Origin of the sequence: Hymenobacter volaticus (genome assembly GCF_022921055.1) — a bacterium.
Classification (GTDB): domain Bacteria; phylum Bacteroidota; class Bacteroidia; order Cytophagales; family Hymenobacteraceae; genus Hymenobacter; species Hymenobacter volaticus.
The window spans coordinates 1887190-1904005 of sequence record NZ_CP095061.1; the positions used below are offsets into that span (position 1 = coordinate 1887190).

Genomic DNA, 16816 nt, shown 5'->3' on the forward strand with positions numbered 1-16816 from the left:
AGTCTCTGAGTACTTGAACAGACATAAAAAAGGCCGTTCCTATCAAGGAACGGCCTTTTTTATGTCTGTTTACATCACGCTACACGAGCTTACTTGGCATGCTTGCTTTCGTGATACGATACCAAATCATCGATAGGGGAGCGGATGATTTTGCCAACTTCCATACCGTTTTTGCGTGCTGCCTGAGCCAAGGCGTCACGGAAATTGTATGCTACCGAGCCAATGCAGTTGAAGGTGTACTGCTGGTAGTTGGGGTAGTGAGCCACAATATTTTCGAAGAACGTTTCGAAGCCTTGCAACACTATTTCGCGGCAGTAGCTGATGTTGTTGTGGTCGTAGGTGAACTTGCCGAAGCTAGCCAGGAAGCGGTTAGGCAGCGGCTGGTTGTAGAGGCGGTCCAGTACTTCTTCGCGGGTGAGCTTAAATTCTTGCTCGAAGATTTCCTGCAGACCATCGGGCAGCAAGCCGCGCAAATAGTCGCGGAGTAGGCGCTTGCCGATAAACGAGCCGCTGCCTTCGTCGCCTAGGAAATAGCCGAGCGAGTCCACGTTGTAAATGATTTTCTCGCCGTCGTAGAGGCAGGAATTGGTGCCGGTACCAAGAATAGCTGCGAAGCCGGGCTTGTCGCCGAGCAGAGCATGGGCCGCAGCCAGCAAATCCTCGGCAACTTTTACCTTGGCATTCGGGAAAACCTGGCGCATAGCTGCCGCCACTCGCTCGGCTTTTTGCGCATTCGATACCCCGGCTCCGTAGTAATAAACTTCAGTTATTTCCTCACTCGGCAGCGAGTCAGGTAGGTTTTTGTTGAGAGAGGATGCAATGTCCTCGGTACTCATGAAGTCGGGGTTATACCCTTCGGTGTTGAAAAACACGCGGTTTCCGGCACCATCAAGCTGGCACCAGTTGCTCTTGGTCGAGCCGCCGTCGGCAATAAGAATCATAAGAAGAAAAGAGTTGGAAGAGAAGGTACGCCGTCACGCCGGACTTCGCAGTTGGGTAATGGGGACACACGAAAGTACTGCAATCAGGCTCTTACGCAACTTTGACTAATTAAGCTACAAGCAAAATTTGCTATTTTCTATCATTTATAGCGTTTGCAGCCTTATTGAATAGGAGCTTCTAAGCGGAGGATAGTAAGTACCCCGTGTGCCTTACACAGAAGGCACAAAAAAGCCCACCGTTCTGGCGGGCTCCTTTGTGTTGTAACCAAGTTTATTTTTTGGTGAAGCTATAGGTGTAAGAGTTTGGCGTGTTGAGGTCCAACACTACATCGTAGTCACCGGGGCCGGGGCTAGCAATGTTGAGGGCATCATACTCCATTTTGCCGGCACTAGTAACGCCAAGGTTGATGTCCCAAGCGTCGTTGGCACGGAATTTTGCTTCTCCGGCTGTCATTGTAACCCGGCCTTTCCATTTCTTATCGGCTGGGTCCAACGTGAGGGGCGTGGATTTGTCCCAGCCATTAGGCGTAGCCGAGCCGATGATACCCCATGCCACGCGGGTAGCAGTATAAGAACTGTTAGCCAGATTCACTTGCAACCGGTATTGCCCAGGGCCAGCCAGTGAAATGTCGGTGCCGCCCTCTGCGAAGCTGTTAGTTGCGCCTGCCGCGCCCGAACCTTTGCCGTACACGGTGCCTGAGGATGTGTTGGTATTCGACAGCTTGAACGCATTGGTCGCGTTGGGCATGTATAGGTAGCCTTCGAAAACCTGTGCGTTGCTGGTAATTTGAATGAATGGTGCCTTTGTTACGTCGGCGGTGCCTTGGAAATTGCCGAAGGCATACAGTTCCCGCGAGTAGGGGTGCCCGTAAGGGTAGTGGCGTTGCTGTACAGGGGCTCTTGGTTGGACGAGAAGTTAGCCCGGAGGCGCACATCAACTTGGCCTGATTTGCCGGGCGTTAAGCCAGCACGAATCAGCGCGTTGTTGATTTCGCCCACTGTAAAGGTTTTGGTAGCACCATTGCCTGCATCGAGGCTAGCAGCATTGGCGAAGTTCGAGCCGGCCTGTGCAAACTCAACGTTGTAGGCTACCGTGACCCCAACTTTCTGCGTCTCTGAAACATCAAAAGCCAGGGGAGTCCAAGAGTAGGTAGCGGCGTTGTTGGCGGTATTGCCAGCAGCCAGAACACCGGCGTTGGTGGTGCTAGCGGTAAGGGTAGGCGTGGAAATAGGGGTGAGTACCACGCGCGTTTCATCCTTTTCGCAGGAGGTAAACACAACAGCCACTAGCACAAATAAGCCAGTTGCCGTTTGAGTAATCCAGTTTTTCATATACTAAAGAAGGTAATGAGTGGGATGTAAACCAGACAGGACCGACCCCGCTACGAGGGTGGGAGCCGGTCCGCTGGTTAGCTGGCTAGTAACCGGTGTTCTGAACTAGGTTACGGTTGGCGGATATGTCGGAAGCCGGAATGGGGAATACTATCCGGAAGGGGTCCACGGCACGGCCGGCTGCAACACCACCTTTCCAAGGCCAGAGGTAAGTGCCTTCTACGAAGCGCTTGTAGCGGATAAGGTCGGTGCGGCGGTGGGCTTCCCAGTACAGCTCCCGGCCCCGCTCGTCGAGAATGAACTCGGGCGTAAGTTGGGCAGCAGTGATGGCACTGCCGGGCTGGTTGTTGAAGGCGCGTGCCCGAATCTGGTTTACGTAGTTGAGCGCCAAGGTCCGGTCGCCAGCACCACGAGTAGCTGCTTCGGCGTACGTAAGCATCACCTCAGCCAAGCGAATCATGGGGAAGTCAACACCCGAGAAGTTTTGCGCGCCACCCTGGCCCGCACCTGCCGAGTTGATGTTGCGAAATTTCACAACGCCTAAGCCCTGCTCGAAGTCGTAGAGGTCCGAGATTTCAATGGAACGAGCCGAGTTATCGGCTTTTCTGGTCCAGAAACGGCCGCGGGTATCACGAGCCGTATCGGGGAACAAGTTGAACAGGTTCTTCGTGGTGCGCAGGCCGGTCCAACCCGTTGATTGACCTACGCGGGCTTGCCAAGCAGCAGAGGAGCCAGTAGCACCGTTTACCAAGAACGTAGTGCCGCCGTAGCTCTGTGTGTTGTTCACATCGAAGGCCACTGGCCAGATGATTTCGGTGCGAGCCGGAGCCGTGTTGTTGTCAGCCAGGAAGAGGCGGCCATAGGCCGAGGATATGTTGCCAGCTGGTGTAGTCACTAAGGAGTAGCCGCCGGTATCAATTACTTTTTTGGCTTGCGCGGCGGCATCAGCGTAGCGCGCCGTGCCGGTATACACCTCGGCATTCAAATAAAGCCGGGAGAGCATTGCCCAGGCCGCTGCTTTATCAACGCGGGCGTATTCGTTGGTGCGCGGCTCAGCAAAATCAGGATCAGCGGCCAATGCGGTTAGCTCCTGCTCTACAAAAGTGAAGAACTGTTGCCGCGTGTAGTACTGCGGGCTCGTGAAACCAACTTGGTCTGTTTCGGTCACGAACGGACCATTGCCGAACAAATCCATGGCGTGCATGTAGGCTACGGCCCGCAGGAACCGAGCTTCGGCCCGATACTGCTTCACGGTAGCAACATCACCGCCAGTCAAGCGGGAAGCCAACCGATCATCCGAAGATTCCCGGATGAACTCGTTGCAAGCTGCAATTTCAAAGTAGATGCGGCTGTACAAGCCCCGGAGCAGCGGGTTGCTGGAATCCCAGTTCATGTTGTGCCAGTCCCGAATGCCCAAGTCGTTCCAGTTCACAACGGCCTCGTCGGTGGTTAGCTCCTGCGCACTCCAGTATTGGCGGATGTAATCGGACGTGCCTTCGTCGATGCCGCCGATGTCACCGGCACCGTTAGGGCCCGTCTGGCCGGTCAGGGCGAAACCGCCGTACAGCTTGGCCAGCACCGAGCGGTAGCCATTGAGGTCAACGTATACCTTATCGGGAGTGGTTTCGAATTTCGGTTGCTGATCGAGGTCGTCGGAGCAAGAAGTAGTGCCCGTGGCTAGCGTTAAACCGGTTGCCACAGCAACCAGTCCACGAAGTAAGTTCTTATGCATAGGTGGGAATATTAAAAGCCAACGTTGAAACCGAAGGTGAACGTGCGGGAGCGGGGATAGAAGTTGTTATCGATGCCCGCCTCAAACCGATTGTCGGTGGTATTGAAGTTGGTTACCTCGGGGTCGAGGCCGGTATAATCTGTGATTAGGAAAGCGTTTTGTACAGCCGCCGTCAAACGGAGGGTCGCCTTGTCGTTCAAGAACTTCCCTACGTTGTAGCCCAGCGTAATATTTTCGGCGCGCAAGAACGAGCCGTTTTCGATATAGTAATCCGAGAAGAGCTGCTGGCTTCTGAAGCCGGTGTTCCGGATGTCGGTCGGCAGGTTGAGCAGGAAGCCCGACGAGCTTTGCGCATTCGAGAGGTTGCCGATGTTAGCAGCCACCGAGTTATACACGTAGTTGCCAACGTTGCCGCGTAGCAGGAACGATAGGTTCAATTTCTTGTACGACACGTTCGAGGAGAAGCCCAGTACGGCAAGCGGCGCCGGCTGCTTGTAGCGGTAGTTGTCGCGCTCATTGATAACGCCGTCACCGTTCTGATCTACATACACGCTCTCGATAGGACGGCCGTTGGTGTCATACACCTGCTGGCGCACATAGAAAGCGTTGGAGGGCGAACCAACCGAGTTGATTTGGATGGTGCTGCCCGTTCCGCCGGGGATGCCACCCGTCAGGTAGCCAGCGAAGCCTTCTTGCTGCGGACCTAGCTCGGTGATTTTGTTTTTGTTGTAAGCGACGTTGAAGTTGAAATCCCAGTTCCAGGTTTCGGAACGGACAGGCACTACGTTGACACTGAACTCGATACCACGGTTGCGCAACGAGCCAATGTTGGCGTTGAGCTGGTTGGTCAGGTTCGCGCCAGCGGCCACGTTAATCAGCGAGAGCAGGTCGTTGGAAGTACGCTCATACACGTCAATGGCACCCGAAATACGATCATCCAGGAAGCCGTAGTCGATACCTGCGTTCCAGGTGGTGGTAGTTTCCCAGGTCAGGTCGCGGTTGTAGCCCGAGGGGCGCAGGGTAGTAACAAAGCCGTTACCCAACTGGTATTGCGCGGCCGCGTTGCCCGTCACGTAGCGTGGCAGGTAATCGTACACGCCCCCAATGTCTTGCTGGCCGGTGCGGCCCCAGCCGCCCCGTAGTTTCAACTCCGAAACAACCGTGTTGTCTTTCAAGAACTCTTCTCCTTTCAAGCGCCAGCCCAAACCTACTGCGGGGAAAATACCGCTGCGGTTGCCATCCAAGAAGCGCGAAGTATTGTCATTGCGAACAGTGGCCGTCAGCAAGTAACGGTCCTTCACGTTCAGCGTGGTCCGGCCGAAGTAAGAGAGCAGCACCAGCTTGGAGTAGCCACCCGGTACGGTCAGGACGGCCGTTGGGTTGACAAGCGTGGTCCGGTCGAAACGATAATCGAGGAAGTTGTCGTTTTGCGTTACGAAATCCTGGTACGAGTAACCGCCCTGGATATCGAACTTTGTGCCGCCAAACTGCTTACTGTAAGCCAAGTAGGCTTCGAGCAAACGCATGTCCTTGTCTTGGTTGTACTGCGTAAACCGACCCTGGTTGAGGTAGTTGCCGAAGTCGGCCAAGTTGGTCAGTGTAGAGCCTTCGCCCCGCGAGATGTCCGTGCCCAGGTTCAGGTTGGCTCGCAGACCTTCAACCCCGTGAATTTTGTAGTCGAACTGCACGTTGCCAATCAGGCGCTTGACGTCACTGGTATTGTTGACGTTGTTAAGGGCGGCTACGGGGTTGCCAATAGCCTGCCCTAGTGGGTTGCCGTTTGATTGCAAAAACTGAAAGTAGCCCCCGTAAGGAGCATACCGTGTTTCATTGGTGCCAAATACAGGCTGCGTTGGATCGAAAAGAACGGCGTTGCCTACTTGGGCATTGTCAATGAAGCGGTTGTCAACTAAGGTGCCTTTGGCGTTGATGTCAATGCGCAGGCGGTCATCGAAGAGCAGCGGCGTCAAGCTAACGGAACCGGTGTTGCGCTTGAGCTTGTTGGTGATGACAATGCCTTCCTGGTTGAGGTTGCCGTACGAAACGCGGAACGGCACCTTCTTGAAGCTGCCCGTCAGGCTCACGTTGTTGTCGTAAGTAGCGGCCGTGCGGAAGATTTCGCTTTGCCAGTCTGTGTTAGCAGCACCCAAAGTGGCAACCTGCGACCCCAAGCCATTGGCACGCACAATGTCGCTGAATTCTTGAGCGCCGAGTACATCGTACTCATTGGCGCGGCGCGAAATAGAAGTCTGCGACGACAGGTTAACCGTCAGTTTTTCGCCCTGCAACCCTCTTTTGGTGGTAACCAGAATAACGCCGTTGGAAGCGCGGTTGCCATAAATGGCCGTGGCCGAAGCATCCTTCAGTACCGTAACGCTCTCGATGTCATTGGGGTTAATGAGGGTAAGCGGGTTGGAAGCACCCGAAATGCCGCCTTTGTCTACTGGCACGCCATCAATTACGTACAGCGGGTCGTTGTTGGCGTTGAGCGAAGAGTTGCCACGGATACGTACCGAAGCGGCAGCACCTGGGGCACCACCGCCAGTAGTGATGCTAACGCCCGCAATTTTGCCCTGTACTAGTTGCTCGGGGTTCGTTACTTGTCCTTGGACAAAGTCTTTGGCCTGCACCGTAGCAACGGAACCCGTTACATCTTGGCGGCGCTGCGTGCCGTAACCTACTACTACTGCCTCGTTGAGCAGCGTTGTATTTTCGTTGAGCGTTAGGTTGCCTAAGGCCGTGTTTTGTCCGCTCGTACTGGTGAAAGGCTGCCGCAACGACGTGAAGCCTACATACGAAATAACCAGCGTATGGGGACCAGCCGGCACGTTTTGGATGGAAAAGGTGCCATCCGAATTAGTGGAGTTGCCAAGGGTAGTACCTTCCACGAGGGCTGTCACCCCTGGTAAGCCTTCACCTTTTTCGTCAATAACGCGGCCACTCACTGAACCAGTCTGGGCGAATGCACCGGTGAAGCCGGTACATACAAACAGCAGCAAAAACAAAAGTTTTGCCAGGTAGGTGTGTTTCATTGGGAATTAGTTTGGGTGTTAAACTGGACTTTTCCGGGTTAGCCGGAGTGGGAATTTCAAGTGATGCTCAATGATGTAGCGAAAGACCTAATGAGAGCCGGCGGACTACATTAAAAGGTCCTTTCGAGAGCATTTGGCATCACCTGCTTATTAATTTAGTACGCAAGTTAAATGTTTACAATCGACATCGAAAACGTTTGCGGAAGCTCCCTAAGAATAGCAATAAATCTATTTCGCCAGCGAAACTTCGCTCTGTTCGCCTTTGTATTATCTATAACTGATTTTGGTTCGAGAACTTCCAACTACAACAGCTAAGCTTTATCCTGTTCGCTTTTGCACACCAGACTAGTGTTTGTGCATTATCTATTTGCTCTAGGTCTGTTCGTGATGAAGACTGCTTCTAAAACCAAGCACTGTTGCCTTCAGGGCCCAAATATGACGAGACAAGGAGGTGCTACTAAATCGATTTAGTAAGACGCTTGAAGAAGGTGCTCTTCGATAAAAGACTATTTCTACTTGAGGATTCTTTGGTCAGATAAAGCCCTGATGGCTGACTTGGTTGTAGAAGAGAAACCCAAATTCATCGTATAAATGGACTGCTAACGACTGCAAAACTATCTTTTACACGCAAGTCCTAAATAGTATTTCCAACTAGTAGAATAGAACAAAGTTCTAGTTACAGTTTCAAATACTTATGAAATTTGATTGCTGAAGGGAGCCAAAATTTCAGCTTTGCAATCACTTGCGTCTTGCATTGCGTAGGTCGTAGCACAGTTTTGTAGAAACTTATTTATAGAAAAAATGCAATTATTATTCTGTGATCTTATTGTAAATTTCTTTCATGAAACTATAAAATGTAGCCTGCGCTTAACTATTCTTGCTGTCTAGACTAGATGCTATACTAGGAAGTATGGACCCAACGTGTGGCTACACCAAGTGTCTGCTGTATACCAGCCGTTGCTGATACATGAAAACTGTTAAGGATAAGCAGCTAAGACCACTAAGGGAAAAAGTGCACTAGCGGTCAACGTCGTTGTAGAAGAAACGACGTGAACTTCGCAAGGCAGTGCTTGCACGCTACGAATTGTAATTAAACCAGTAAGCAGTTTCTTTCCAAGAAAACTGATGGTAGTTGCCTGGTAGCTATGAGTCAAAAACCTACAGGACATAGTAGGCTACATCGAATTGCAGTGAAAGTTGTTGTGTTTTGGTTCAGGTGCACGTCACTTGTAATAGGACACTGGCTAATGAGCATGGCCTCTCTTATTCGTTCACGCTGAAAGCTTACTTACTGCTGATGCTCAGGGTGTTGCTGCTTAAGCTATTAGCTGAGGCCGTTATCTGAATAGCTGTTGGTTTGACGCCTGCGCGAAGTAAGATAGTAGCAATGCCGGCTTCTGCCTTCACTGGGTTGTCGCCGATGAGTTCGGCTCCCTGCACATTGAAACTGACAGGGGTGGTTGCGTCCGGTACGACGGTCCCATTTGCGTCCACCACCGACGCATACACGAACACCGCGTCGTTCTGGCCGGCTGCTAGGTCTCTGCCGTGGCGGGCGTAGCTGAGTTGAAGGCGTTGCGGTGCGCCCGGAGTGCGTCGTTCAGTTTGAGCGGCTGGTTTACCGTTGTGGTAGCCAACAGCCCGCAGCGTACCAGCAGTGAAGGCAGGCAGCGTGAAGGTGAAAGGCGGATGCTTTAGCTTATTGGAAAACGTAGTGGCATCGGGGCGCTGCCGGGCTACGGGTTTGCCGTTAAGTTGCAGCTCCACTTCGTCGCAGTTGCTGTACACGACCACTTGTTTGGCGGAGGTAGGCTGCCAGTAATTGGCAATATATACCATCGGTTTACCGAAGCCGTGTGGCGTTGTTACTGGGCCATATTGGCTTTGGTAGAAGTAGTACGCGAATTTGGGCAAACGAAAAATGTCGCCAACCCCCGACGATTCGATATCTGGGGCATAGCCGCGCTTGTAGTCAAACATCAGCCAGTTAGCGTCGCCTACGATTGGGCTGCGGAAGTTGTCGTTGTGGGCTTCCTGGAAGTTAAGGGCTTGTTGGGCCAGTGCTCGTTCGCCCTGGCCACGGAGCTGGCGCGAAGTCCGCTCCGACTCTTTCAGACCGGCGTAAGCCGTTTGGTTGAAGCCAGCATTCTGGGCATAGTACTCCCAGTCGCCGTACTCGCAGAGCAGCAGTGGTTTTTGGCCGGCATACTTGCTCCAATAGTCGGGGGCCTTGCTGTGCTGGCGAGCCGGAATGAACACGTCGTAGGCGTAGTCCATCCAGCCGCATGTGTACACGCCTTCCTTCCAGGGAAGTTCCTGATGCACCGCTTGGTGGGTTTGCTCCATGTACGGCTTGCTCATCCCAGTCTCGTTCAACGACGATTCCCAGAGCACAATGCTGGGGTGGTTACGGTCGCGGCGCACCATGTCGCGCACGTTTTGTAGGCTGTTTTTCTGAAACTCTGCGTTGCCAAAGAACTGCCACCCAGGGATGGAGTTCATCACCAAAATGCCGAGTTCGTCGCAAGCATCGAGGAAGGCAGGGGAGGGCGGGTAGTGGGAGCAACGCACGAAGTTGAAGCCCGCCTCTTTTATCTGCCAAGCGTCGCGGTACTGCGCGTTGTCGGAGAGGGCGTAGCACAGGTAAGGATACTCCTGATGGCGGTTGGTACCCCGTAGCCGAACCTTTTGGTTGTTAAGATAGAAACCATCTTTGGCAAAGCGGATGGTTCGGATGCCGGTGTGCAGCTCTTGCCGATCAATCACGGTTCCTTCGCGCAGCACTTCCACCACCAGCCGGTAACGATACGGCTGCTCCGGCGACCATAGGCGCGGATTCGCAACCAAAAGCTGCTGGTCTACCCGCTCGAACGCGCCGGAAGCAATGCCCGCCGCTTCGTTTTGCACTCTACTGATTTCCTGGCCTTTCTCATCGAGCAGGGTAGCCCGCACCTGCACCGTTTGGTCTCGGTTGTCCTTGTTCTCCACCTCGGTTTGCAGCCGCAGCGTGGCCGACTGCGGGCTCACATTTTCGTAGTGAACCAGAATGCCACCACCGGCCGTGTGCCCCGCTTCCACGGGGTCGGAAATATGAACTCTGTCTTGTACGAGCAACTCTACCGAGCGGTAGAGGCCACTGTAGAAGTTGAAGTCTAGGTCTTTAAGCGGTTTGCCCGGCGGTACCTCAGGGTTGTCTTGGTTGTTGAGCTTCACGAGCAAACAGTTCTCCTGCCCGAATTTCACATGGTGCGTTACGTCCACGGTGAAGGGCAGATAGCCGCCTATGTGTCGTTCGAGCCGCTTGCCGTTCAAATACACATCGGCGGTGTGCATGGCCGCCCCAAAATGAATGGCTACCTGTTTGCTGGAATCGGTGGCCGGTACATGAAAAAACTTGCGGTAAAAGCAGATGCCTTGCCACTGCTTCTTATCGGTCACGACGGGCTCTAGCTGCGCCGTGTGCGGCAACGAAACGGGCACCCACGTAGTGTCGTTGGATTTGGTGAAAAAGGACGCGGTAACTGCCGTATCTGCGTCCTTCACAAACTGCCAGTCTTGGTTGAAATCAACGGCCGGAGCTATGTTGGATGAGGAATGCGTGGTGCACTCGCTCAGGGCTCCTGCCAGCAGCAAGCTGCCCCCAACACGAGCAAAAACCTTGGAAAGCAGCGGAAAGTCAGGCATATAGTTTTATTGCAGAGAAACAGATTCGAGGTCGAGGTGACGGGAGCCGGTGGCTGGGGCGGGCGTGTCGATTAGCACTTGCAGCACCTCCATATCCGCGAGCGGCAAGGCTGATTGCTGGGCAGGCTGATAGTTCAAAGTCAGGAAACCAGGGTAGGGGCGTGGCACGAGCAGCAGGGCATCGGGGCGGAATGCGGAAAGAGGAATCCGTACTTCCTGCAGTTCGGAGCCAAGCTGAATGGTGGCAGAGTACGCTACAGCATCCTTGGTGGCGAGTACTACCTTCACCGTAGTACCAGGTACACTGGCACTGCCCCTGACGGTTATCTCCTTGAAGCTCGTTAGTTCACTGGCCCGGCCGGCAAGCTTATGCCCGAAATAAGCCCGCAGAGCAGCAGCCGGACCAGTTGGTTTGGTAGATTGCGGTTGGTTGGGCCGCGCGGCTCCTTGCACAAGCCGTAGGGCGAGGGTGCCAGTGGGCGTCGTTACATAGTCGGTCCAGGCGGTGCTGGCTATGCCGCGGGCTTCCACTACGTCCTGGTCGCGGCTGGCTTGAAAGAGCGGCAGAGGAGTAGCAGCCGCAACGATCAGTGTTTCCCAATGCTCGGAGTGATAGTAGTCCCAATCTCGGGGCTGGCCCTCGAATCCGCCGGGAAACGTTAGGGTCTGTTCTTTTTTGCAGAGCACTATCCAGTAGCGCAACAAACCTGGATACGCTAAGTCGGCGGGTACGGTGGCTTCCACGGTGGCGTAGCTCGTAGTGGTCATGGGCAGCGTCTGGGTGCGGCCGTAATAGTGCTGAGCCACCAAGAACACACTGTCTTGGGGCGTAGCGCCAGTAAGGCGAGCCATGATGCGCACCGGCTGGCCAGCCGAAACTTGCGTGAGTGGCGTGTGCAGCACTTGTGGCCCAAGCTTGGTAGGCGCCGGGGCCGCATACTCGCCTAGCTTGATGTAGTTGAAGGTAGACTGCGAAGTGAACTGCGTAGTTGACTTACCGGCCGCGGCCACCACATACACGCCGGGCTGCACCGTGACGCTGCCGTTGGTAGCTTGGGCTTGAGTTGTATTGCCCTCGTTGAGACCACGCAAACTGAAGGTGTTGCCCAACTCAGGTAGCGCAAGCTGTAGCGGCTGCTCGTTCCACAGAATCTGCGTTACGGCCTTGCTCAAAGATGCCTTTTCGAAAGGGTCGCGGATGGGTACGGCATCGGGCATGATTTCGAGGCGCCACACCCCTGCGGCCAGCCGGTCGAGGAAGTAGGCACCGGTACCGCCGTAGCGCACCACCGGCGAGGAACCCACTCCTGCCACGTGCTGTAAGCTTGCTACCCGTTTGGGCTGCGTGGTGGTGGAAGTGGTGTAGTAGAATTCTTCCGGCGTGTTCATTTCACTGAGACCTTGCCGGTAGCTAACCCGGAAAGCATCGAACACCGAATCCTGCGGATAACGGCCGAACGTTTGCCCGCGGCCAACGCGGTGGAACACCTTGGAGGCAATCAGCAAGCTCAACGCCTTGGCCGGCGTGTACACCAGATTCAGGTAGTGGGTCTGGTATTCGGTATTGGCAAACGCCATGGCCATGGGGTCGTAGGCAAACTGCGTGGCCCACTGAAAACCTGCTTCCCGAAAGCTGCGCGCCATAAATGGGTACATCACCGGCTGAATAATGTCGGCCGACTCAAACTCGTAGATCATGCGCGCCTTGCTGGTAAAGCGCTTATCCGTCCGAAACGGAATCGGGTATTGGTCGACGTAAGGCAGGAAGTTGCCGCGTAGGGCGTGGCCGCTTACCAAACCTTGCGGGTACCACTGAAATGTTAGTCCGTCCACTTTCGCGTTCAGGATGGCCTCGTACACATCCGGGTTTTCCGATACGTTGTAGAAAACCGGCTTCCGGCAGCCCGTGGCCCGGATGGCTTGGGTCATGCGGTTGGCGAAGGCCGTGACTTCTGCTTCGGGCTTGCGGTACCGAGGCTCGTTGCATACTTCGTAGGCAATGATGTCCGGCTCGTCCCGATTGAGCTGTTTGGTGTAGGGGTTGCGGTGGTTGAGAAACTGCGTCAGGTACTTCTCCTGCGCCAGGATAGCCTGTGGGTTGGTGTAGGCCTGTGTTTTCGAGAAAATACTGGAGAAGCCAGTACCCGTGTCGCGTTCGGGGTAGCCGTTGTTCCAGTAAGCTATTGGAGTTAGAATAATCTTGATGCCGCGCTGCTTGAGTTGCGCCACCAGAAAGTCAAGCAGCTTCAAATGCTCATTATCTTGCAGATTGCCGAGTGTATCCGTGATTTCCACGTCCCACACGTGCACCCGAAACGCATCAACCCCCAGCCGCGACAAGTGGTACACATCCTGCATAATGGCTTGCTCGTGCGATACGCCTAGTTTCTGGTGCGCACGGTAGGCGTGGGCAAAGGGCGTGGTGTAGTTCACGCCAAACAACGCGACTTCCTTCTTGCCTTTTTGCCAGCGCAGCACGCCCTGCTTGTCTACAAACACGTCGCCCCCGGGCTGACGAGGAGCTTTTTGCGCCACCAAAGGCTGCGCTAAAAAGATGTTCCAAACACAGAAAAAGAAGACAAATAATCGGTTGGGCATGAGGTGCAAAGTAGTAGATCGGCTTGCGCGCTTCGTTAAGCAGCCCGAAAAGTAGATAGGTTTATTGGGTTGCCCAATCGATTGTGTTGGGCTTATAACTGTATCGAGCTTTAGTACCTGCATTAGGGCGTTAGATAGTGCTCTGGCTTCTTCCTGCGAAAAAGGCATTATGATGTCGCTGACGTTTAGCACCTTTCGCCTAGTAGGGTAAGCCGCGTATCCCTCCTAACTAATGGCTCTTAACCCGCCTAAATCCATGCGTATTCTGTTTCTGTTGGTTGGTTTGTTGGTAGGATCTTCTACTATGTTAGCCCAAACTACGTTTCGTCTTACGCGTGTGCCCGCCACCACGCCCGCCAATGCTGTGCTGTATATAGCAGGCTCTTTCAACAACTGGAATCCTGGTAGCGCTGCTCATACTTTCATCCGCAACGCCGATGGTAGCTACCAACTCACGTTGCCGACTACCGTAACGGGACCTGTGGAATTTAAAATTACCCGTGGGGCCTGGACTTCCTCGGAAACCGACGCGCAAAACAACGACGTAGCCAACCGCCGCTACACCATCAATAAAGGTCCTGCTACCGTGAACTTGCAAGTGTTAAACTGGAAGGACTTCGGGGGCAGCAGCAAACCCTGCCAAAGTACGGCGTTACAACCCAACGTGCAGGTAATCAGCACTGCGTTTGAAATGCCACAGCTCCGGCGCACACGCCGCGTCTGGATTTATTTGCCTAATAACTACGCTACGGATACGGCCAGACGTTACCCTGTGCTCTATATGCACGACGGTCAGAACGTATTCGACGCCTGCACCAGTTTCGCCGGAGAGTGGGGCGTCGATGAAACTCTGAGCCAGTTGCAGGAGCAGGGTTTTGACTTTGGTGCTTCCATAGTAGTAGCCGTGGACCATGGCGGCACAGAGCGACTAAACGAACTTTCTCCCTGGCGCAACCGCAAGCTTGGCGGTGGGCAGGGCGACCAATACGTTGATTTTCTGGTTGAAACGCTGAAGCCCTACATCGATAGCCACTACCGCACCCTCTCGAACCGCGAGTTTACGGGCATTGCAGGCAGTAGTATGGGCGGCCTTATCTCCACTTACGCTGCCCTGAAGTACCCAACTGTGTACAGCAAGGTAGGCGTGTTTTCGCCAGCCTTTTGGTTTGCCCAGGATTCGTTGATGCAGTACGTGCGCCAACATCCAGCCAACCCAAATACACGCTTCTACTTCGTGTGTGGTACTACCGAAGGCTCCAATATGGTGCCCTTGATGCAGGCCATGCACGACGCACTGCTGCGAGGCGGTGTACCTGCTGCAAACCTAAAACTTAATCTGCGCGCAGATGGGCAGCATTCCGAGTGGTTTTGGCGACGTGAGTTTCCCGGTGCATACAGGCAGCTAAGCGCCTTGGTACGCAGTAAGGACAAGGAAAGTCCACTGCCGTTCGGTGCCTATCTAAATTCGGATGGCACTAACCTAGTGATGCATTGGCGATATGAGCAGGTTAAACCGATATTGGAAATAGAGGACAGCAAAGGCAACACCAGGCTCAGGCAGCAAGTGCAGACCGATACGCCAATAAGTGTGCGCCAACTGCCCAAGGGAAGCTATGTGCTGCGGCTAACCACAGAACACCAGCAAGGAACACAGTTGCTAGTCAAGCAGTAACTGCTAGCTGGCGAGGTAACAGATGCACAGTCAGGCTTTCTAGTAATTGATTGTTTTCTAAGCAAGTCTTAACACTATCGTAACTATCGGCGCCTATTCTTGCCATTATCTCAGCATAAAACTTGAATTTTGCTTGTGTGGTAAAAAAGCTGCCTTACCTTTGTGCCACTCAACGCCCTTTTATTCTTTGGCAATGACCGTTTCAATGACTCAGCAAGCTTGGTGGTGGCCTCTCGGAAATTCCGGACGGGACCTCCTGTGCGTGCGTTAAGATCCTCGAAACTCTTCTCCGCAACGACTCTACAGAAAGCCCGGCCGCTCCGCCGGGCTTTTTTATTACCCGGCGCTCAGCTTCTCTCGCAACGCCCCTTATGAAACAGTTCCAGCTCCACACTCGCCACCTCCGCGTCCTAGCCGACACCGTAACCCCCGTAGGTCTCTACCTGCGTCTGCGCGACCGGTACCCTAATTGCTTGCTGCTGGAAAGCTCCGATTACCACGGCCAGCAAAACGCCTTCAGCTACCTCGCCTTCGACCCCCTGGCCCGTTTCGAGTTGAGCGGCAACGAATTGAAGCTAACTTTTCCCGACGACAGCGTCGAAACCGAAACCTTGACCGAGCCTCGGCTGGCTCTTACACGTCTTCAGGAATTCGCTGGTTGCTTCCAAACGGAGCCTACTGAGTACGACTTCATTACGGGCGGCTTGTTCGGCTACATCGGGTATGAGGGCGTGCAGTACTTCGAGGATTTGAACTTGCGCACCGACAAGCAGGCCGCCGGGCAGATTCCGAGTGTTATGTACGGCACTTACCGCTACGTTATTGCCGTCAACCATTTTCGCAACGAACTGTACGTGTTCGAGCACACGCTAGCCGGCGAGGAAACCGACCCCGAAGGCCTCACGCACCTCGTCAATCTGGTCCGCAACCCTTCATTGCCTGATTACAAATTCTCGACGGTAGGAGAGGAAAGCACCAACCAAACCGATGAGGAATTCCTGAAGGTGTTGGCCGCTGGCCGTCAACATTGCCACCAGGGCAACGTGTTTCAGATTGTGCTTTCGCGCCGCTTTCAGCAAGGATTTAGCGGCGACGAGTTCAACGTGTACCGGGCGCTGCGTTCCATCAACCCGTCGCCGTACCTGTTCTATTTCGACTACGGTAACTTCAAAATCTTCGGGTCGTCGCCCGAAACGCAACTCCTTATTAAAGGGCGGGAAGCCAGCCTGTTTCCAATTGCGGGCACCTTCCGCCGCACCGGCCACGACGCCGAGGATGCAGCTCTGGCCCAAAAGCTCGCCGACGACCCCAAGGAAAACGCCGAGCACACCATGCTTGTTGACCTGGCCCGCAACGACCTCGCCCGCCACGGCGACAACGTGCGGGTGAAGACCTTCCGCGAAATCCAGTTCTACTCGCACGTCATTCACTTGGTCAGCGAAGTAAACGCCACGCTAAGCCCAGGTGCTAGCCCGCTGCAAGTAGTGGCCGATACCTTCCCGGCGGGCACGCTCTCCGGGGCACCCAAGCACCGCGCCATGCAGCTCATCGATGGCTTGGAGCCCACAGCCCGTGGCTACTACGGCGGCGCCATCGGCTACCTCGGCTTCAACGGCGACTTCAACCACGCCATCATGATTCGCTCTTTCCTGAGCACGGCGGGTCAGCTGTACTTCCAGGCGGGTGCCGGCGTGGTAGCCGCTTCCGATATCAACTCAGAACTCAACGAAGTGCACCACAAACTAGCGGCACTCCGCAAGGCTCTGAAAGAAGCCGAGGCTGTTTAAGCCGTTGACTATAAATAGTATTCCAGTTAAAGCCAAGA

Annotated in this window: 9 protein-coding genes; 2 read left to right on the forward strand and 7 right to left on the reverse strand. The window is 54.3% G+C overall.

Annotated elements, in window-relative coordinates; all coding sequences use genetic code 11:
* Nucleotides 1-89: 89 nt before the first annotated feature.
* From MUN86_RS08160 to MUN86_RS08190, 7 genes are all read right to left on the reverse strand, one after another.
* A complete protein-coding gene (locus MUN86_RS08160; RefSeq protein WP_245123968.1) occupies nt 90-941 on the reverse strand; it encodes an N-acetylglucosamine kinase in 852 nt (283 codons plus the stop codon).
* A gap of 271 nt (nt 942-1212) precedes the next feature.
* Nucleotides 1213-1689 carry a cadherin repeat domain-containing protein gene (locus MUN86_RS08165; RefSeq protein WP_245123971.1) on the reverse strand — a complete coding sequence of 159 codons (477 nt, stop codon included), beginning with the start codon at nt 1687-1689 and terminating at the stop codon, nt 1213-1215.
* A gap of 59 nt (nt 1690-1748) precedes the next feature.
* Nucleotides 1749-2273 (reverse strand): SusE domain-containing protein, encoded by a 525-nt coding sequence (locus tag MUN86_RS08170; protein ID WP_245123974.1) that lies wholly within the window; start codon nt 2271-2273, stop codon nt 1749-1751.
* An 85-nt stretch (nt 2274-2358) separates the two neighbouring features.
* Complete coding sequence (locus tag MUN86_RS08175; protein ID WP_245123977.1) at nt 2359-4005, reverse strand: RagB/SusD family nutrient uptake outer membrane protein; 1647 nt, start codon at nt 4003-4005, stop codon at nt 2359-2361.
* 11 nt (nt 4006-4016) lie between these two features.
* Nucleotides 4017-7037: a SusC/RagA family TonB-linked outer membrane protein gene (locus MUN86_RS08180; protein ID WP_245123980.1), complete on the reverse strand. Its 3021-nt coding sequence runs from the start codon at nt 7035-7037 to the stop codon at nt 4017-4019.
* Between the two features lie 1284 nt (nt 7038-8321).
* Nucleotides 8322-10721: a glycoside hydrolase family 2 protein gene (locus tag MUN86_RS08185; protein ID WP_245123983.1), complete on the reverse strand. Its 2400-nt coding sequence runs from the start codon at nt 10719-10721 to the stop codon at nt 8322-8324.
* 6 nt (nt 10722-10727) lie between these two features.
* On the reverse strand, nt 10728-13319 hold the full coding sequence (locus tag MUN86_RS08190) for a cellulase family glycosylhydrolase (RefSeq protein WP_245123984.1): 2592 nt from the start codon (nt 13317-13319) through the stop codon (nt 10728-10730).
* A 256-nt stretch (nt 13320-13575) separates the two neighbouring features.
* Here MUN86_RS08190 and MUN86_RS08195 point away from each other — a divergent pair, with 256 nt between their 5' ends.
* The gene (locus tag MUN86_RS08195; protein ID WP_245123986.1) at nt 13576-14991 is read left to right on the forward strand and encodes an alpha/beta hydrolase-fold protein; all 1416 of its coding nucleotides are present in this window, start codon (nt 13576-13578) and stop codon (nt 14989-14991) included.
* A 371-nt stretch (nt 14992-15362) separates the two neighbouring features.
* Nucleotides 15363-16778 (forward strand): anthranilate synthase component I family protein, encoded by a 1416-nt coding sequence (locus MUN86_RS08200; protein ID WP_245123988.1) that lies wholly within the window; start codon nt 15363-15365, stop codon nt 16776-16778.
* Nucleotides 16779-16816: the final 38 nt, after the last annotated feature.